Below are 20,154 nucleotides of genomic sequence, written 5' to 3'. Positions count from 1 at the left end.
TTATTGATTTTTCATGTAAAACAAGGCATTGCTAAATTTAAAAGCTTATAAATTATACACTTTCATAAGCTTTGTTACATTTTTTTACTGCAACATTAGTTGGTTTAATAATACTCTAAGTGGTATCAATCATTTAAAGGATTATTATGAAAAAATCACTCATCGCTGCCTCTTTGTTATTAGCCACACCTACCTTAGCTGCTGATTGGCAAACTATTCATACCGAGCACTTTAATGTGCATTACAGCACCGAAAACGCCGATTATGCTAAATCGACAGCGGTCGAACTTGAAATAGTGCGCACCAAAGTGCTTGAGCAGCAAAACCGAGCGCTCGATAAAGTAGTTGATGTGGTGGTGTTTGATCCCCTAAATGCGCCCAACGGCTTTGCTTTACCTACTTCTAATAATCCTTTAATGGCCCTTTTTACCACGCCCCCACAATCAGACACGGTGGTTTCTAACATTAGTGGCTGGCAGCAATTACTGATATTGCACGAATATATTCACTTAGTGCATTTAGCGCAGCCCACACGCAACACGTGGCAGCAAAAAATACGGGGGGTGTGGGATATTTACGACTTAACTTACAGTGATATGCCGCGCTGGGTAGCCGAAGGTTATGCAACCTTACTTGAGTCAAAAATGACGGGCCGAGGGCGACTATTTGATAACTACACTGAGTCAATGCTCATTGAGTTTGCCCAGCAGGGGGCATTGCCTAGCTATAGCCAGCTAAGCGATACAGAGGGCGGTTTTATGGCTGGCTCTATGGCGTATTTAATGGGCAGCCGGTTTTTAAATTGGCTAGAGCAAACTTATTCAGCGCAAATGCTCGATGCTGTTTGGACACGTATGCAGGCAGTTAAAAAGCGTGATTTTAACGAGGCCTTTACTGGGATATTTGGCCAAAGTGCGGCTAAGTTATATGGCCGCTTTATTGCACAATATACTTATAAAGCGATGGCAAAAGAGCAGTCAGAGCCTGCGCTTAACAGCGAGCTGTGGTTAAAGCTTAACTTATATGCAAGCAACCCTGCGCTTTCAAAAGATGGCAGTAAACTTGCGATTGTTGAGCGCGATAAAGATAAAAAAACCAAGCTTATTATTTATAGCACGCAGGATAATACTAAAGCTGAAGATGAATTTACAAAAGCACAAAAAGCGCTATTAGAAAACGATGCATTGGATATACCCGATAACGCCCCGAGTGTATTTAAACGTGAGAAAAAGCACGTATTAAATCAAATAAACAGAGCGGGAATTGCTAATCCACAATGGGTAAATAACAGTACACTTTACTTTAATGCTTATACACGTGAAGAGACGGGTATTTATAACAAAGTGTCTGATATTTTTAGTTATAACACCGAAACCGGAAAAGTTGAGCAGTTAACTAAACTTGCTGGCTTACGCCGCTTTAGTGTTACAAACAATGGAGAAACCCTTTACGCCGAGCAAGTACGTGGTGGCTACTCAGAATTAGTAAAAGTAGACTTAGCAACGCAAACCATTACCCCTTTATTTACTAAAAGCTTAAAAACAGCTTACGACTACCCAACTTTTAGCCCTGATGAAACCCAATTAGCTTATGTATCAGCCAATTTAAATGAGAATTGGCAATTGTATATACAAGATGTTTCCAATAATACTCGCCAAGCCGTGCCTATGCCAAACGGGTACCAATACCTAAGCCAACCCAGCTTTAGTAAAAACGGAGAAAAAATTTACTTTGTAGCCGGCTTAAAAGGCTCAACTGATATTTATAGCTACCATATTGCAAGTAGCACATTAACTAAATTTACCCAGGGCCAAGAAGCCGTTGCCCACCCGCTAGAAACAAACGAAGGAGCATTACTTTATTTATCTATTACTGCTGATGGGCCTAATGTAAAGCGACTACCGAGTACGCTAGAGGGTGAAATAGTCACTGATTTAGCACTTGATAATAGCGCGCCACTGCTTTTGGTTGATCAGTACACTTTGCCTAAAGCAAAAATATATAGCGAAAATGTAGGTAAACAAAGCAGCTACGATGTGCTTGATCAGCATGCGAGTTTAGCGCTAGGCGCACAGCATTACTCGGCCGCTTCAAGCGCTTTAAATATAAATATTAAAAGTAGTGACTTACTTAAACAGTTAGACCTTCAAGCGGGCTATAGTGTTGATTTAAATGATGATGCTTTGCACGGTGGGTACGCCCAGGCAAAATACAATGCACTGCCAGTTAAGCTTAAATTGAGTGTATTTGATTATGATTTAAATACCGCAAAACAATACCAAGCGAGCGAAAATGCAGATGTATCTGCGCGAGGTGGTTTTGCAGCCTTAAGTTACCCGATTAAATACGCGGCGTTTAGCATAACGCCAGAGCTGGCTTATAACTATACCGATTATAAGCAAGACTATAATAAATGGGCACGTATAGGCATTACACAAAGCTGGCAGTACGACCGCCAAGCATTTGCTATAGGGCAAAGTGTTAATGCCCAGTATTACGATGGCAGCAGTAAAAACAATAATTGGGATGGCTATGATTTAGCGGCCAAAGTATTTGGTAAAGCGTTTGATGTGCCGCTTTATATTAATTTTACTCAAAAGCAGCGCGATGATAGCAGCTTAGCGCTAGGCGGATTTAACTCAAACCTAATTAGCGAACACCAAAATAGTGAGTTTGTGCTTTCATCAGAGCTGCCATTTTATAGCACAACTGCTGAGCGCTACATGGGTTATGGCGGTGGTTTTAGTTTTAAAGAAGGCATGCCCTGGCTTTATTACAAACAGCATCAGGTAGATGATGCGGTATACGCACAAAGTTATGGTTTAAAATATCAAGGCAATTTTAGCTTTGGGTTAGGCCCAGTCGGTGTGAACGATTTAACCTTTAATATGGGATTATCGCGCGTAGAAGGCGATAGCTTTGAGGATGAAATGCGCGGCTGGTTGAGCTTTTACTACTCGCTTTAAGTAAATTGCTATAACACGCTAATGCACTTGTGTAATAAGTGCATTAGCAAAAGCCGCGTTTAAACTAATTTAAAATAAAGATGATTAATTGTGCTTGTTTAGCGACGCAAGCTTAGCTTGATATACATTTAGCCTTTCTTTATTGCGCTCATACTGGATGGCTTTTTCAAGCAAGCTTTGTGTTTGCGCTGTGTTACCTTGTTGGTAGCGAATTTTAGCCAGCTCTAAATAGAGCTCCGATATATAAGGGGCTTTTGCAATGGCAAGTTCGAGTTGTTTTTTAGCTTGGGTGACCTTGCCCTGATGTAAGTTATTTTTAGCGATAACGAGTAGCTCGTAGGGATCTTTTTCTTTATCAACAAGCTGGCTTGTTAGGCGTTTTTCTAGTGTTTTATCTCCCAGCTCTTTTGCTAATATTCGATAGTTATTAATTAAATTTATACTTATATCGTTTCTATCAAGCGCGGTTTGGTAAATCATGTGAGCGCTTTTTAAATCGCCTGCACGGCGGTGCAGCACGCCGGCTATATTAAACAGCTCTGCATCGTTTGGGGTAAAGCGGTTGGCTTGCATAATTAAAGAGTAAGCCTTATTAAGGTTGTTTTCGGCTAGTGCCGTGGCCGCTAAGTTGCTATAAAAATTAGAGAGTAAATCGTTATACGTAGCGCTGCCTGAATAAAAGCTGCCACGGGTGGGGAAGTAATCAATTAACGTGCCTGCGCGAATTATTACAATAATATCTTCATCTGTTTCTTTTTTTGGGGCGTAAATTTTCGTTCTAAAGTGGTTAGCAACATAAATTACATTGCCTTCTTTGGCATACACAGGTTCGCTCGTCATTTCTTGAAAGCTGGTTTCGAGATTTAAAAGCTGCGCATAGCTTTGCGTAAGTATGGCTAAACTAATGCAGTCACCTTCTGAGCGTTCAATCGCTTGTTGGGCTGTGAGGGTGGCGCCATCATACTTAAAGTTGGTGAGCTGGTTTTGCAGGTAATTAAAAATAATTTCATCAGCGCGTACATTGTTTAAACGCGAGTGTGCGTAGGTTAAAAACGCGCTTTTTTCAGGCTCCGACAGCTCAAAAATACTGTGCTCGCTAGGTGTTTTAACCTGCTCGAAAAGCGAGTGATTTATTATATGGGTAAGTTGTACTTTTTTAATTGGCGCTTCGGGCGGGGTGCTACTGCAAGCAGTTAGCAATAAACTAAGTGTAAAAACTAAATATTTCATATATCACCTCACTGTGATTTTTAACATTACAGTGAGGTGATTTTTTAATCAAGCACTTACAGTGCGGTGTTTACTTAAGCGGTTTTTTTGAGACTGTTTTTTACGCTTACGGCGAGTAAACCATAAATAAAAGCCAGTACCGCCAAGCCAAACAGGGCTTAAACCAATAACACACCAAATTATTTTACTAATGAGCCCTGCAAAATAACCAAAGTGTAGTTTTCTAAAGCTATCAATTACTTGCCAACCTACACCCACTTCGCGAATGTCCCAGTTAGCCATATGCTCGCCCGTTAGCTTATTGTAAGTCACGGTATTGGCATATTCACTGGCAAGCGGGTTGCTGGTATCAACCTCACCAAATAACGTTATGTTTTCGTTTGGCTCAAGCGGCATTACTAAAAACGTACCATTAAAGCTGGGTATTTGCTTTTGGCTGTCATCAAGTACGTGCTGAAAAGAAACCTCTTCATTGTATAAATTTTTAGTTAATACAAAGTGCTCTTCTTCTGCGTGTTCAATTACTTCGTGATACCACACCGCGCCGTTAAAGTAGCCGCCGGTGATGGCTAAAATTATAATAATTGGCGAGCCAATTACGCCGGTCATTTTATGAATGTCGCTAAGCACTATTTGCAGTGTGGCGCGCCAGCGTACACTAAATAACCGCTGCCAAAACTTACGATAAATAATAAGACCTGTAATACCCAGTACTAAAAAAAACACCGCAAAAAAGAACCCTAAAACAGTGCCAGTTTGCCCTGGTAAGCTTTTTAAATCGTTAAGTAAAAAGGTGTAATGTAAGTCTAAAAACCAGTCGGTAAAGTAATGGCTAGTGCCTACTGGCTCCGATAAAATATTGCCCGTGTATTGATCTAAATGAAATTTATACCAGTCCTCTGTACCGCGTTTAATTAAATAAACCCGATCAGCAGTATCATCGTTAAATATTTCCCAGCTACCTACGACATACTCAGGGTAGGTTTTTTGAGTTTTTGTTATAAGTGTATCAATAGGTAAGCGGTTGGCTTGTTGTTGTACAACAAAGTGACTGTCTGGCATTAGTAAGCCGTCAATCTCGCTTTTAAATACCAAAACGCTACCAGTTATACTGATAACAAGCAGCGGAATAAGCGCTATAAGGGCTACCCAGCTGTGAATTTTAAAAAGTGTTTTTCTCATAGTTTATTTTTTGTGTAATTGCCACGGACCTGAGTATGATAACAATTATCAGTTCTATTTCATAGTTGTGCGATGAATGCACAATAATTGTTTTAGAGCGAGCCGATCTCTAGAGTAAAATGTGTTTAAGCTGTGGTGTAAGGTTGGTAACTTTTAAATGCAAAGAGGCTCTGGTGTTCACTTAAAGTAACGCTTTTTGTACAGCTATCTTGCCAGTGCCTAATATAGGTTTACGCTAATTTGTTGAGTAAAATGTATTCATCATTACAATGCGCGCTCACTCTAAAACCCTTTTAAAAACATATGTTTATTTATTGTTTCAGGCGGGTTTTATATTAACATTTAAGTAACGAGCGAGGTTGTTTTGGCGCACTATCTACCTATTTTGTCGGCTTTTATTTTAGTTTTTAGCTTTTTACCGCTATTGAGCAAAATTAGAAAGAATCGCAGTGTGTCGGGGTTATCACTATTAATGATGACCTTTGGTTTAGCACAAAGCCTCTACTTTATTACCTACAATATTTATTTTGAACGCTACTTTATTGCTTTACCATTTTTTGTAACTGGAGCGCTAAGTGGTTTAATTTTATATTACTTTGCACGCTATAACGCCGCAAAAGCTGAACGTATACAGCTTGTGGCTATGCTTGGCTTTTCGTTATTACCTTTTTTATTGCTGTTAAATAAAAGCTTAGAAACATCATCGGTGCTCAACGCCCTTACATACGTAGGGCTGGTAATGAGCTCAGTGCGGGTTATGCCGCAAACGTATAAAACCTTACGCAGTGGCAATATTAGCAATTTAAGCGCCCGCTACTTTAGCTTGCAGTTTGTAGCAGGTACCTGTGGCTTATTTGTAGAGCTAAGCAGTGCTATGCACAGCACCTCGCATATTTTAATGTTTGTTATGCTGCTACTTACAAATGCCGTGCAATTTGCATGTATGCAATATTATAAAATGCGCCCCGCAATGGCTTAAAAAACAATCGTCTTCTATTTATATTGTACTAAATATGTGGCAAGTTACTTTATCAAATAAAAGGATAAAGTATGAATTGGAATCAGTTTGCCTACATTTGCCGTGTCTATAGTTCTAAAACATTAAGTGCCGCACAAAAAGAAGAGCTAACCGCACAATCGTATTTAGCCGTTTATGCTAATAAATACGCAGACAGTAAATTAGCCAATTGCCTTGCAACAAAATTTGCACTGCAAGATGCAGATATTTTGCAAAAACAAGCCATGCATTATCAATGTGTACCGCAGCTAGTTAGCGGGTATAAATTTGAGCACAAAGGCATTTTTAGCTATTTAACTGCTGTTTTTTTTATTTATGTTTTTTCTTCGCTTTTATATCAGTCTTTTGTTGTTCCTACATTTGTAGAGATATATAGCAATCATATGGCTTCTTCCGCGCACTCCTTAGGTGATTACTTTTCTTATTGGTATGTGCCAATTATTCTATTGTTTTTACTGCAAAGCATTATTTTTATAGTAATTTTTAAAATTAAAAATGCATGCGCTTTAACCGACTCGCAGCCTTTTACTGGTTTATCAAAAGCTTTACTTCCCCGCAGTTTAATTAAGAAATACGATCGCCTAATGACAACGCTTAACTTTGCGGTAAATTTCAAAGAGGATGAAAACGCCGCAATAGTCGAAACTAAACATTTGGCTAAGTGTGATTCGTTAGGCTACGAAACTCATGAAGAGTTTAAAGTGTTACTTGAGCAGCAGCTTGAACAATTTAATTTGCAGGCTAAAGGCTTTATAAATAAGCTGGTTATTCTGTATGGATTAGTCATTGTTGTGTCAATTTACTTATTTGTGAAAGCGGCTTATCAACCAATTTTTATGCTAGGAGAAGTGTTATGAAGTCAAAAGGATTTACGCTAATTGAATTGATGGTCGTAATTTCTATTATTGGTATTTTGGCGGCCGTTGCCTTACCTCAATACAGTAAATATATGCAAAAAGCTGAACTTGTTGATCCGCTTGCTATGGCCGCAGTAATAAGAGAAGACGTAACTACGTATTACATTGAAAACAGAGAGTTTCCTAAAAATAATAAACAAGCAAATGTGCCTGAAAGTAAATATTTAATAGGAAATCGAGTGACAGGTATTTCCATAGAAAACGGTGCAATTAACATTAGCTTGGGGAATAAAGCCTCGCAGCCTTTGCAAAATACAGTTTTAACTTTTAGACCCGCAGTCGTTACTAATAGCCCCACAAGTCCTATTGCATGGTTATGCGGTTTTGATGAACCTGTTGTAGGGATGCAAGCTGTGGGTGAAAATAAAACGACAGTACCTAAAGATGTATTACCTTCGGCTTGTTTATAACTAATTTAGGGGGTCAACCTATGCAACTCACTATCCATCAAATTGATGCATTTACAAGCGAGTTATTTAAAGGCAATTACGCGGCTGTGATCCCGCTTGAGTCGTGGCTTAGTGATGAGTTAATGCTTAATATTGGCGCTGAGAATAATGTTTCTGAAACTGCGTTTACTTGCCCTCAGGCAGGTGGCAGTTTTGCAATACGGTGGTTTTCGCCATTAATGGAAATAGATTTTTGCGGCCACGCTACGCTCGCTGCTGCGTATGTTTTATGCGAGCAGCACAACCTTAGCCAAGTGCGCTTTAACGCCGCGGCTGTAGGGGAGCTTATTGTTAATAAAAATAGCGATGGTAGTTTTGCTATGACCTTTCCTAAACAAGCGCCAGATGAAGTGCAAACTATACCCGATGCGTTATTGAAAGGGTTGTCTATACAACCTATTAAGGTGCTTAAAAACCGCCAAGCATATTTTGCTATATACGAAAATGCTCAACAAATTCATGATTTAACCACTGAGTCTGATTTGTTAAAAACCTTATATCCACTAGATGTGGTCGCCACAGCGAGTTCTGCTGAGTACGATATTGTGTCTCGTTATTTTTGGCCAGCAAGTGGTGGCGAAGAAGACTTTGTTACGGGCTCTATTCATACCGGCCTTGCCCCTTACTGGGCGCAGCAATTAGGTAAAAATAAATTAAACGCGTATCAGGCTTCAAGCCGTGGTGGTTTTATACAATGCGAAGTAGGCGAAAATACAGTGACCTTAACCGGTAACGCAGTGCGGTATCTAAAAGGCACAATTTATTTATAAATAAACAGGCCACGTATTACGTGGCCTGTTTGATTTAATTAATCAAGCTTCTAACGCTTTAGCTATTAAGTGATCAATATACTTTTTATGCGCTTTAGTTGCTGTATCGGCTCCCCACCCTACGCTTGTATCAGCTATTTGTGTTAACTGATAGAGCGCGGCAGTTTTTGCCAAATTGTCGTGTTTACTGGCTTTGCCTAGGCCTGCAATAGCAATAAGCTGATTTACATACTCTATTTGTAAATTGCGGCTAACAGACGTGCTCTCTTTGCTATCAACAAAAATACTGGCAGTTAGGTCGTCCATAAATTGCGTTAGGCTATATTCGTTACCGTACAGCGCGGTGTCTGAAATACGCAGCATAACAGCAGGGTGCAGCAATTGCGCAAGTACTGTTTTTTGCATGCCTAAAATCATTTTGTGCGCTTTAGGGTCTTCATTTTTACCATAATGGCTAAAGCCGCGACGTTGTTGCTGTAAATAGTTATACAGTGGTTGAATGCTAATGAGTACATCTGGCGCAAATACATATTTAGCAAGTATGTTCATTGCTTGTGTTTGGCGCTCAAGCGGTACTGGGGTAAAGGGTTTATCAGCATGCTGGTCGCCCACAACGGCACGTTCAACATATACACCACCTATTTGGCGAGAAACAATGCCCGCTTGCGAGCGGTATTGGCCAAATAAACTATTAGCTGAGGTAACCAGCTGTTGGTAAGACTCACCCTTTACTGTGGCTTTATCTTTTAGCTCAGTAAATAACTTATTAATTAGCGCCATACGGTCGGCGCCATAGGCTGCAGGGTTTGATGAAAGGTCGCCTATCATTACCCGTGGGTCTATATGGCGACCCGGTGCGCGCATGTCGTCGGCATCGTTACCAAAGGCAAGCGTATGCTCGCTAGAGCGCGCTAATATAGTATTTAGGCGTGCGCGCTCTGCGGCTTCATCTTCAAGGGCTGTGCTGTAGCCATAGTTTATAGCCCAGTCGTCATAAGGGCCTGGCTTGGTTTGAAAAATATCGCCTTGCTGCACACCAATGGGTGCTATGTTGGCCGGCGCATAATCCATCACTGAGCCTGTAACTATGCCTTGGGTTTTGGTTTTATCATGAACCTCTTTTTCATCCCACAAAATAGACGATTTCATATTGTGGTTTAAGCCTAGTGTATGGCCTACTTCATGAAGAATTAACTGAGTTAAACCTTGGCGAATCATTTCATTGTCATCAATCGAGGCACCTGTTGCTAAGCCTTTAGCAAGTAATAGGTTTTGTTGAATTTCATGGCCTAGTGAGCAATTTAAATCGCCACTTGTGTGCAGGTTTTCGCCGTGGCTCATTGTGCCTTGTGTGTAAAGCGTGTCGTAAATCCAGCGGTTTTTCATAAACACAAACTCAAGCATAATGTCTGAGCCAAGTATTTCACCTGTTAGCGGGTTGGCAAGAGCCGGCCCGTAGCCACCAAATGGCGGTTTAGGTGATGATGTCCAACGTAATACGTTGTAGTTAATATCACCAGCATCCCAGGTTGCGTCATCGGGTTGTACTTTAACTTCTAGTGCGTTTTTAAAACCGGCTTTTTCAAAAGCGCTATTCCAGGTAAGTACGGCATCGCGTATTGTGTCGCGCCACTCTACTGGGGTGGTATTTTCTATCCACCAGGTAATTGGCTTTACTGGCTCAGAAAGCTCAGCACTAGGGTTTTTCTTTTGTAGGTCCCAGCGTTTAATAACATCTTCATACGGTGCCCAATCGGTCGAGGTCATTAGATCAAATTGATTGGTGAAATAGCCTATGCGCGCGTCATCTTTACGTGGTTTATAGTCGTTTTTTGGTAATGCAACAAAAGAGTGCTGCACCTTTACAGAGACATTGCGCGGGTCGCTTACTGCGCTTGTACCACGCACGGTGGGGCTGGCATTACTAAATACGTAATCTACAACCACATCTAAGTTATTTGGGTAAGGACGCTGCTTAACAATACGCGACTTTTTGCTGTTTAATTTACCCACTTTAAAGCGTTTTTTAGCTTTTTTATCGGCTGGGTTTGGCGTTGGCGATACCTTGTGTAGCGCCTCACTTAAAAATAGCTTGTTGACCTTAAAGGCTACTTTTCCTTGCTCTTCTTTTTCTATTTTAATGCTGGCTAAAACGGCTTCGCTAATATTGGCATTGCTTGCTTTGGCAATGGCACTGTTTTGATCAAATTTATAGCGAGGGGTTTTGCTAACTATATCTATGCGGTCAAAGTATTTTCTAAATTCAATAAGCTTGGTTTCTCTATAGGCACCGCGATAATGCCCAGCATCAGTGACACCGTCGACTGTATGAGCAAAGTATACAAAAGGAGTATTAAGCTGCGATTCGGTGATCACCATTAAGTGCTCACCGGTTTTTGGGTCTTGGTATAAATTAAAAATACCTGAAAATTCGGTTTGCCCTTCGACCATTTCGCTTAGGGTTTGTGGTTTTTTGTCTTCTTTTTTATCGCTAGCCAATGCGTGGCCGCTAAGCGCTACACTAAGTGTTAGCGCAAGGGTTGTTAATTTCATTGTAATAATCTTTTTCGCTGTTATTTATTTAGTGTGACTGTACGTAAATTAAAATTTGTTCGCACACCTTCTCGATGAAATAATAGCTTAAACCTGTAATTTGTTGATTTTAAATAGTAAAAGTTTGTAACAAAATATAATAAATGCGATGAATAGCAGGTGTTTGTTAACGGGTACACAGCTATATTTAGTTCCCAATTTGATTTGTAACAGTTGCTTACAAATGTCAGGTTAATGTTTTATTGCGCTCTGTTATTATAGTGTTAGTAGAAATATGAGGTAATTAGGATATGCAATCAAATTCACTGAGATGGGTGTTCCCATTTGTAGCATTAGCCATTGGTGTAGTGGGCTTTATGGGAATAAACGCTATTGCACAAGAAGATCAAAGTAAAACAGCAGTAGATACACGCCCCACCGTGCAAGTTGAGCCTGTAGAAGCTAATAATCATCAAGTAATAATAAACAGCTATGGCGAAATAAAACCATTAGAAAATACGCAGTTGGCGGCGCAGGTGTCGGGCGAAGTAATTAGCTGGCACCCTAACTTTGTAGCGGGTGGCGTGGTTTCTCGTGGCGATACACTTATTAGCATTGAAAAAGACAACTACGAAGCAGCCGTATTGGTAGCCGAAGCCGATTTAGCGCGCGCAAAAGCGGCCTTAATTGAAGAGCAAGCGCAGGCAAAAGTAGCCGAAGACGAAGCAAAGCGTTTTCCGAGTAAGGCACGTACTGACTTGTTTTTACGTAAACCGCAGGTGCTAAGCGCCCAAGCCGCGGTTAAATCGGCGCAAGCCGCATTAAAAAGAGCGCAACGCGATTTAGAAAACTGCGATATAAAAGCACCTTACGATGCGCTTGTTATAAGCCGCAATGTGGGGGTAGGCCAGTTTGTGGCTATGGGCGCACAAGTGGCCGATTTAAATAATATAGAAACAGCAGAGGTTATTATTCCTATTGCTGGTTTTGATAGCGTATTTTTACCGGAGCGAATTAAGGGCATTAAGGCCACTATTATTCAAAAAGGTTTAAACAGTTTTACACGTGAAGGCGTGATTGACCGCGACTTAGGTATTGTAGATAACGCGACGCGCATGAGCAGCTTAGTGGTACGTATTGAAGACCCTTACGCCTTAAAAACACAGCAACCGGCTATTAAATTTGGCAGCTACGTGCAGGTTAATTTTGCAGGTGCCATGCTTAATAATATTTACCGTTTGCCGCAATCATTAGTTAATAACCAAACGGTGTGGATAGTTAACGAAAACCAAGAGCTTGAACCGCGCAAAGTAACCGTAGTGAGAGAAGAAGGCGAGTACTTTTATATTAGCAGCGGACTTAACGCCGATGATAAGTTGGTTACCACGTTACCTGAGTACCCACAAAAAGGCATGCAGGTTAAAGTGGCTGGCATGGGCGAGCCAAGTAACGCTAATACAAACACCGAAAGTAGCGCTGATGCGCAACAGTTGTAAGGTGTAAATTAATGAGCGAATCAATTGAAAAAAAACAAACAGGGCTAATAGCTTATTTTGCTAAAAACTCTGTTGCAGCCAACCTAATGATGGTTTTTATCATCATCATGGGGATTATTAGTTACTTAACCATTCAGCGCCAAATGTTTCCTAATGTAGAAATTAACTACATTAATGTTGAGGCAAATTACCCCGGTGCCTCACCACAAGAAATTGAAGAAAGCATTCTTATAAAAATTGAAGAATCACTAAAGGATGTGACCGAAATTAAAAAGGGCGTGTACCGCGCCTTTAGAAATGGCGGTAGAGCAAGCCTTGAAATTAACACCGATGCAGAGCTTACCGATGTACTTGATAAGGTAAAGCTGCGCGTTGATGGTATTGCAACCTTTCCTGCAGGTATGGAACCGGTCACCATAAGTCAGATTGAGTTTAGACAAGATGTTATAGGGATGACCTTAGTTGCTGATTTGCCGCTGACAGAACTCAAACCAATTGCCAATCAAATTGAAGATGAGCTATTACAGCTATCAAACGTGTCGTTGGTAGAAAACGATGTGCCGCTTGATGAAATTGCCATTGAAATCGAACCAGACACTTTGCGCCAATACAACTTAACCCTAAGCGATGTAATGACCGCTGTGCGTAATTACTCTGCTAATTTTTCGGCGGGGCAACTAACAACAGATGCAGGGATTATTTCTGTTCGGGTTGAAAACCAGTATTACTCCGGCGATGAGTTTAGGCAAATTCCGGTAAAAATAGGCGAATACGGCGCTAAAGTATTGCTTCAAGACATTGCTGTTATTAAAGACCAATTTACCGAAGGCGAGCGCTACTTTAAATTTAATGGCGAAAACGCAGTGTATATGTCGGTAAAGGCAACGCAAGATCAAAACATGATCCCCGTTGCCGATTCGGTTAAAGCATTTATTGAACAAAAAAATACCCAGCTGCCACCGGGCGTTAGGTTAGAGCCATTAATGGACATGACGTACTACCTAAATGCGCGCCTTGATATGATGAAAGCTAACTTGTTTCAAGGAGCAATATTAGTCGCTATTATGCTTTCGTTATTCTTGCGCTTTAAATTAGCGCTTTGGGTAATGATTGGCTTACCAGTGTGCTTTTTAGGCGCCATGATGCTAATGCCTTTATTTGGTATAAGCATTAATATTATTTCGTTGTTTGCTTTTATTATGGTGCTCGGGATTGTGGTAGATGACGCCATAGTAATAGGTGAGGCCGCCTATACTGAGGTTGAAAAAAGCGGAGGCGGAGTTGAAAACGTCGTCCGTGGTGCTAACCGTGTAGCAACCCCTGCTACATTTGGTGTACTAACAACCATTGCAGTGTTTGCCCCGTTTACACTTTCAAGCGGGCCAGAAAGCGCCTTCTTTTACGGTATTGCTGTAGTAGTTATGCTGTGTTTAGTATTTAGCTTAGTTGAATCAAAACTTATTTTACCGGCGCACATTGCCCACACGCACTTTTCACCTATTAAAAAAGGGGGCTGGCGCGATAGGTTTAATACCCGCTTTTTTGGTTTTGTAAATGGCCCTTATAAGCGTTTTATATCGCGTTGTGTAGATTGGCGTTGGACAGTATTGTTTGGCTTTATTGCTATGTTTTTTATAAGCATTGCGCTGATCACATCAAATAAAGTACGCACTGTACCCACTCCTAAAGTGCCGCATGATTTTCCGCAAATTCAAATAGAAATGAATGACAATGTGTCTGATTTACAAACTATTGCAGCTATTCGTGAAGTAGAAGCCATGGTGTTAAGAGTTGATGAAGAAACAGAGCGTGAATTTGGCCAAAAAATAATTCGTGATGTACTGGTATTTAACCAAGGCAGAACGGAGTCTCAGTTACTTGCGCCGTTGGTTGATGAAGATTTACGCCCTTATAACGCGTTTGAACTTTCGCGCCGCTGGCGAGAAGCTATGCCAACCATTGCCGGTATTAAATCACTCACTATTGAAGATGATGTTGGCGGCGGTGGCGGCACCGGCGAAGGCGAATTTGGTTATTTACTGTTTGGCTCTGATATAGAAACGCTTAATGCGGCAGGCCGTCGTTTTATTCAGCTATTGCAGCAACAAAAAGGCTTGTTTGATATAAGCTCGACCATTGACCCTGCTAGCAAAGAAGTGCAAATGAGCTTAAAACCTGTAGCTTACGATTTAGGGCTCGACCTTGCTAACATTGCAAACCAAGTAGGCGCTAGTTTTTATGGTGGCGAAGCGCAGCGTGTAATACGTAACGGCGAAGAAGTAAGAGTAATGGTACGTTACCCTAAACTGACTCGCGAAGCGTTTTCATCGCTAAAACACACTGTAGTTACTACACCGCAAGGGCGTGAAGTACTTTTAGGCGATGTGGTTGAATTAACCGAAACGCCGGGTATTAGCTATATTCGCCGTGAGGGCGGTTATCGTACTGTTTATGTGTACGGCAGTATTGATGAAGAAGTTATAGAGCCAGGCGAAGTGGTTTCGCAAGTAAAAGAAAACTTACTGCCGCAACTTAAAGAAGAATACCCAAGTGTTAAATCAGAGCTAGGTGGCGCAATAGAAGAGCAACAAGCGCAAGCTAATGAGCAGCTGCTGTTTTTTGTAGGCGGCATGATTTTAGTTTATATATTGCTTGCTGTACCACTTAAAAGTTATGCCCAGCCGCTTATTGTTATGTCGGTTATTCCGTTTAGTTTAACGGGGGCTATTTGGGGGCACTTTTGGTTTGATTTAGACATTAGCTTAATGTCGGGCTTTGGTTTAATAGCCGCGGCCGGCGTAGTAATAAACGACTCGCTGGTAATGACCGACTACGTAAACCAAGTACGCCGAGAGGGTGTAAGCGTTAAAAACGCGGTAATAGAAGCCGGTTGTGCACGCTTTAGGGCAATATTATTAACCTCTATTACAACCTTTGCAGGGGTTTTGCCCATAATGTTTGAAACCAGCTTACAAGCTAAGTTTGTAATCCCTATGGCAGTAGCGCTAGGCTTTGCGGTAATGTTTGCAACACTAATCACCCTTATATTGGTGCCGTGCTTGTACATTATTTTAGGCGATATTGGCGGCGTGTTTAAAATGGCTTTTCGAAAAGTATTTAGGCGAAAAGCCCCTATAAACCAAACCTCTTAAACTATTAAAAGCCAACTTTAACAAGTTGGCTTTTTAGTTATTTAGGGTTATATAAAAATCTCGGTTACATTCTTTTGTTTGAATAAGCTTTGCGCACGTTTTATAATCACTTTTTTCTGTTGGCAAATTAGTCGAAAGGCTAAGACGCAAAGTTTCCGGTCTAAGGTGTAAACTACGATAGCGGGGCTGCTGCATAATTTTTATACGGTATTGCTTGCCCTCAGTGTCGTTTTTGTGTATCCATATGATATGGATAAAATTTTGTGACTCTTAAGGTGTTACTGTGTTTATGCATACGTCGTTGGCCTGTGGAAAATGGTCAACTATAGGTTGTTTAAACCATCATACTCAATTATTCATTGGGGATGTGGTTAGTGTAACCTTTTCAGACATGCAAGGAGTGCTTGTTGATTTATCGTTTGATTATAAAATTACCTCTTTAGAACAAGGTGAGCCTCATGCTTGGCCACGCTTAGTTGCTGAGTATATAAACGTGCATGTGCCACTGGTAAGTGCAGGTAGAATGACCAAGCAAGGGTTGGTTGTTGGCTATAGAGATAACGAAATATTTGCCCTAGAAAGTAGTGGTATTAACAAGGCAAAGGTTGATTTTCATTGCATTGCAAAGTGCGATACCCCCGCTAAGTGCGCCAACCAAGCATATGATTTTGTATACCCTAATGGGGGTGAACAATACAACGCGGGGACTCGCGTACTGCAGCCTAAAACCGGTTATATATACCAATGTAAGGCATGGCCATTTAGCCAATTTTGCAGAACTAATAAAAATCCAAGCTTTGAGCCTGGTATCGGAAAAAGCTGGGCAATGGCCTGGACTAAGGTCTCTTAACGCTTTTAAAATAAAAACCATCTTCCCATGGGTGTAATGACAAGAATAAGATTGCAGTAATTTTAAAATTTGGACTTATACCTCAAGCCCACTCTCTATGAGTGGGCTTTTTTATTTTTATGATAAACTGCCTGCATTGTTATTTTTTATACGGTTTTGCTGTGTCTTTAAGTGAATTTTCTTCTCAATCATTAGCTCGTTTTCCTGTTGCTAAAAAGCAACCTCATCAATTAACTATGCACAATAAAACGCGCACCGATAACTACTACTGGATGCGCGATGATGAGCGCGAAAACCCAGAAATACTCGCCCATTTAGCAGCCGAAAATACATACTGCGATGAGCAACTAGCCGCAATAAAACCACTTCAAAACAGTATTTTTGAAGAACTAAAAGGGCGTATCGTAAAAGATGACAACACGGTGCCGGTTAAAGATGGTAAGTACTGGTATCACTCAGAGGTACGTGGTGACGATGAGTATTCGCGTCATTACAGAAGCACAAGTATTAACACCGATAACAAGCAGTTACTACTTGATGTAAATGCTTTAGCTCAAAACCATGAATTTTACGAACTAGGTGAAGTCGCGCTAAGCCCATGCGAGCAATTAATGGCATACAGCGAAGATACCGAAGGGCGCAGAATTTATAGTGTACATTTTAAAAACCTGCAAACAGGTGAAATGCTCAGCGATGTTTTAGAAAACACTGAAGGGCAAGTTGTTTGGGCTAACGACAATAAAACCGTATTTTACGTTAAAAAAGACTTACAAACGTTACTGGGTTTTCAGGTGTTTAGGCATGAACTAGGCACAGCGCAAAGCCAAGATGTCATGGTGTATGAAGAGCACGATAAAAGCTTTTTTATGGGCTTGGGTAAAAGCCGTGACGAGAGCCTTATTATTATAGATTTGGCCACCACCGAAACAAACGATACCTGGGTGCTTGATGCCAATAACCCGCAAGGAGAATTTAACGCATTACTACCGCGCGAAGAAGGGCATGAGTTTGATATAGATAAACACGGCGATACTTATTACATAGTAACTAACTGGCAAGCTAAAAATTTCAGACTGATGACGGCAACAAGCGAAACGATTGCAGATAAAACGCAGTGGCAAGAGCACACCGCGCACCGTGAGCATGTATTGCTTGAAGGCGTAGAGATATTTGACGACTTTTTAGTATTAACTGAGCGCGAGCAAGGTCAAGCTCGCTTTGTTGTTATTAACCAAGCTCAAGAGCGCATGGCGCTTGAATTTAGCGACCCATGTTACTATGCCGCTGTGGCGATGAACCCCGAGCCACAGGCGCGTTCGGTACGTATTTATTATTCAAGTCTAACCACGCCAGGAACGTTGTACGATGTTGATTTAGCCACGGGCAAAAAAACATTGTTAAAACAGCAGCAAGTACTGGGCGGGTTTGATAGTGCACTTTATGCCTCTGAGCGCTTATTCGTGACAGCACGCGATGGCGTGCAAGTACCTGTTTCATTAGTTTATAGAAAAGACACCTTTACCAAAGATGGCACTAACCCACTGTTTCAATATGGCTATGGTGCATATGGTTACACGATAGATCCGAGCTTTTCGAGTACCTCATTGAGTTTGCTAGATCGCGGTTTTGTGTATGCGATTGCACATGTTAGAGGCTCCGAAATGCTAGGACGCCATTGGTACGAGCAAGGTAAAAAAGAGCATAAACAAAATAGCTTTAGCGACTTTATTGATATTACAAAGGCTCTTGTAGAGCAAGGCTACGGTGATAAAAACAAAGTATTTGCCTCTGGCGGCAGTGCAGGTGGTTTGTTAATGGGCACTGTATTAAACCAAGCGCCAGAGCTTTACTTAGGTGTAGGGTGTCATGTGCCATTTTTAGATGTGTTAACCACCATGCTAGATGAAAGTATTCCACTTACCACTAACGAGTATGATGAATGGGGCAACCCAAACGATGAGCACTTTTATGATGTAATAGCCGCGTACTCGCCGTACGATAATATTAGCGCCCAAGATTACCCGCACATTTTAGTCACCACAGGCTTGCACGACTCTCAAGTACAGTATTGGGAGCCTATGAAGTGGGTAGCAAAAATGCGAGAACTCAAAACCGATAACAATATACTGGTATTCAAAACCGACATGGATGCAGGGCATGGCGGCGCATCTGGGCGTTTTAAAAGCCTTGAAGAAAAAGCCCTCGAAATGGCCTTTTTTATTGCGCTTATAAATTAACTGCAAAATACGCAAAATGTATTAAGCTTTAATGAAGCACTGATATATAAAAGGTTATTTATGTTTAGAGCACATGGAGAGTTTTATATTTGCTCTCAGCCACCCACCATGTATTTAAAGCTAATGGGTAGTTTTAATAATGAAGGAATTACTTTACTAACTAATGGCGTGGTGAACGAACTAAGTATGCACCCCAAAGGCGCACTAAAGTGTGTTGTGGTTAATTTAGAAGAATTTGAGTTAATAACTGTAGATAGCATGGACTCGTTAGAGGCGTACTTTGCCAGCGTAAAAGAGCGTGGCTACGAACGCGTAGATTACTTATATGCAAACATTATTGCTAAAAATATGTTCGAGAAGGTCTGGAACAACAGCGATATTGAAGTTAACTTTTATAAAGATTCAGAAAGTTACCTACATCAACACCCAGACGATGAATACATTAAAACCTACTGGTAAATAGAATTACAAGCCCCTATGCTACGGGGCTTATAATGCTCTCTAGGCAGTTTTTGTACCTTCTTGATAAATTTAACGAGATATTGTTTTTAAGCTTCACTTTATAGTCACCGCTGTCTGTTGGCATAAGCTCTTTTATGGCATGTTTTCTAACTAGCGTGGAGCGGTGAATACGTATAAAACCTTCAGGCTCTAGCTGTTGCTCAATGTTTTTCATGGTTTCACGGTGTAAAACGGGGGCGCTGTTACCATTAAAGTGCAGCTCTACATAATTACCCGCACCGTTTATCCATACAATATCGTTAATATCTATTAAACGTACCTTACCTACATCTTTAACAACAATATGTGCAGCAATGGGTTGCTCGTTTTCAGATGCGGCTTTAAACAAGCGCTCGGTTTGTGTGGCTAATGGGCATAAATGAATAAGCTTATCGAAGCATTTTTCAAGCCTTGAAGCGGTTGCATCGACGGTTAAAAAATAGACTGCGCCGACTTCAAACGCAAAATTAGCAAATTCAGCCGACCTAGCAATCACCACCACTTTCATTGTTTTAGCCAATTCAGTTAGGTGTACTATTTGAGTAGGATCATTTAAATTAGATAATTCGTAAAAAGCACATTAAAACGAGAGGTATCTATTTGATCTAAACGCTGCTCGGGCAGTTGCGTTTGCGAATCAAAGTGACGGTGAGCTTGCACCTGCTGAGTTAAGAATGTTGCAAATTTGCTCGTGCTAACTCTAATTAGTGCATGAAAGTAAGTAATCATAAAAAATCCATCTCTAGAGTGTGTAGTTATAAAGACCGTGTATTTAATAAAAAATGTTAAAAAATTTAATCTAATTTATAACAATCTGGGATAAGTACCTTCATCCCATATATCCTGCTGCTTGT

14 protein-coding genes and 1 riboswitch are annotated in these 20,154 nt (G+C 40.9%); of the genes, 10 read left to right on the top strand and 4 right to left on the bottom strand.

Features of this window, described 5'->3' with window-relative positions:
* The first annotated feature begins 146 nt into the window (after positions 1-146).
* Positions 147-2,966 (top strand): hypothetical protein, encoded by a 2,820-nt coding sequence (locus VOI46_RS16510; RefSeq protein ID WP_282337679.1) that lies wholly within the window; start codon positions 147-149, stop codon positions 2,964-2,966.
* Positions 2,967-3,050: 84 nt separating this feature from the next.
* Here VOI46_RS16510 and VOI46_RS16505 read toward each other — a convergent pair whose 3' ends face one another.
* Both VOI46_RS16505 and VOI46_RS16500 read right to left on the bottom strand, forming a co-directional pair.
* Positions 3,051-4,196, bottom strand: a complete 1,146-nt coding sequence (locus VOI46_RS16505; protein ID WP_004586006.1) for a hypothetical protein — start codon at positions 4,194-4,196, stop codon at positions 3,051-3,053.
* Positions 4,197-4,244: 48 nt separating this feature from the next.
* Positions 4,245-5,378: a PepSY-associated TM helix domain-containing protein gene (locus VOI46_RS16500; protein ID WP_004586005.1), complete on the bottom strand. Its 1,134-nt coding sequence runs from the start codon at positions 5,376-5,378 to the stop codon at positions 4,245-4,247.
* Positions 5,379-5,742: 364 nt separating this feature from the next.
* On the opposite strand from VOI46_RS16500, the gene VOI46_RS16495 reads away from it, so the two are divergent.
* From VOI46_RS16495 to VOI46_RS16480, 4 genes are all read left to right on the top strand, one after another.
* Positions 5,743-6,357: a PQ-loop domain-containing transporter gene (locus VOI46_RS16495; protein WP_039972103.1), complete on the top strand. Its 615-nt coding sequence runs from the start codon at positions 5,743-5,745 to the stop codon at positions 6,355-6,357.
* Positions 6,358-6,428: 71 nt separating this feature from the next.
* Positions 6,429-7,253, top strand: a complete 825-nt coding sequence (locus VOI46_RS16490; RefSeq protein WP_004586003.1) for a hypothetical protein — start codon at positions 6,429-6,431, stop codon at positions 7,251-7,253.
* Positions 7,250-7,723 (top strand): pilin, encoded by a 474-nt coding sequence (locus VOI46_RS16485; protein WP_004586002.1) that lies wholly within the window; start codon positions 7,250-7,252, stop codon positions 7,721-7,723. Before VOI46_RS16490 ends, VOI46_RS16485 begins: the two co-directional genes overlap by 4 nt.
* Before the next feature lie 20 nt (positions 7,724-7,743).
* Complete coding sequence (locus tag VOI46_RS16480) at positions 7,744-8,532, top strand: PhzF family phenazine biosynthesis protein (RefSeq protein ID WP_004586001.1); 789 nt, start codon at positions 7,744-7,746, stop codon at positions 8,530-8,532.
* A 42-nt stretch (positions 8,533-8,574) separates the two neighbouring features.
* On the opposite strand, the gene VOI46_RS16475 is transcribed toward VOI46_RS16480, so the two are convergent.
* Positions 8,575-11,085, bottom strand: coding sequence for a zinc-dependent metalloprotease (locus tag VOI46_RS16475; RefSeq protein ID WP_004586000.1), 2,511 nt, complete (start codon positions 11,083-11,085; stop codon positions 8,575-8,577).
* A gap of 290 nt (positions 11,086-11,375) precedes the next feature.
* On the opposite strand from VOI46_RS16475, the gene VOI46_RS16470 reads away from it, so the two are divergent.
* From VOI46_RS16470 to VOI46_RS16450, 5 genes are all read left to right on the top strand, one after another.
* Complete coding sequence (locus VOI46_RS16470; RefSeq protein WP_004585999.1) at positions 11,376-12,560, top strand: efflux RND transporter periplasmic adaptor subunit; 1,185 nt, start codon at positions 11,376-11,378, stop codon at positions 12,558-12,560.
* An 11-nt stretch (positions 12,561-12,571) separates the two neighbouring features.
* Positions 12,572-15,712 carry an efflux RND transporter permease subunit gene (locus VOI46_RS16465; protein WP_004585998.1) on the top strand — a complete coding sequence of 1,047 codons (3,141 nt, stop codon included), beginning with the start codon at positions 12,572-12,574 and terminating at the stop codon, positions 15,710-15,712.
* A 111-nt stretch (positions 15,713-15,823) separates the two neighbouring features.
* Positions 15,824-15,906: riboswitch (cyclic di-GMP riboswitch) on the top strand.
* Between the two features lie 95 nt (positions 15,907-16,001).
* The gene (locus VOI46_RS16460; RefSeq protein WP_004585997.1) at positions 16,002-16,562 is read left to right on the top strand and encodes a hypothetical protein; all 561 of its coding nucleotides are present in this window, start codon (positions 16,002-16,004) and stop codon (positions 16,560-16,562) included.
* 161 nt (positions 16,563-16,723) lie between these two features.
* Positions 16,724-18,799 carry a S9 family peptidase gene (locus VOI46_RS16455; RefSeq protein ID WP_248443759.1) on the top strand — a complete coding sequence of 692 codons (2,076 nt, stop codon included), beginning with the start codon at positions 16,724-16,726 and terminating at the stop codon, positions 18,797-18,799.
* Between the two features lie 60 nt (positions 18,800-18,859).
* Complete coding sequence (locus VOI46_RS16450) at positions 18,860-19,258, top strand: hypothetical protein (protein WP_004585995.1); 399 nt, start codon at positions 18,860-18,862, stop codon at positions 19,256-19,258.
* 16 nt (positions 19,259-19,274) lie between these two features.
* Here VOI46_RS16450 and VOI46_RS16445 read toward each other — a convergent pair whose 3' ends face one another.
* Positions 19,275-19,808 (bottom strand): LytTR family DNA-binding domain-containing protein, encoded by a 534-nt coding sequence (locus VOI46_RS16445; protein WP_324738100.1) that lies wholly within the window; start codon positions 19,806-19,808, stop codon positions 19,275-19,277.
* Between the last annotated feature and the right edge of the window lie 346 nt (positions 19,809-20,154).

The sequence above is a fragment of the Pseudoalteromonas sp. CuT4-3 genome, assembly GCF_035666335.1.
Lineage (GTDB): Bacteria > Pseudomonadota > Gammaproteobacteria > Enterobacterales > Alteromonadaceae > Pseudoalteromonas > Pseudoalteromonas atlantica.
This window is presented reverse-complemented; position numbering and strand designations above follow the sequence as displayed.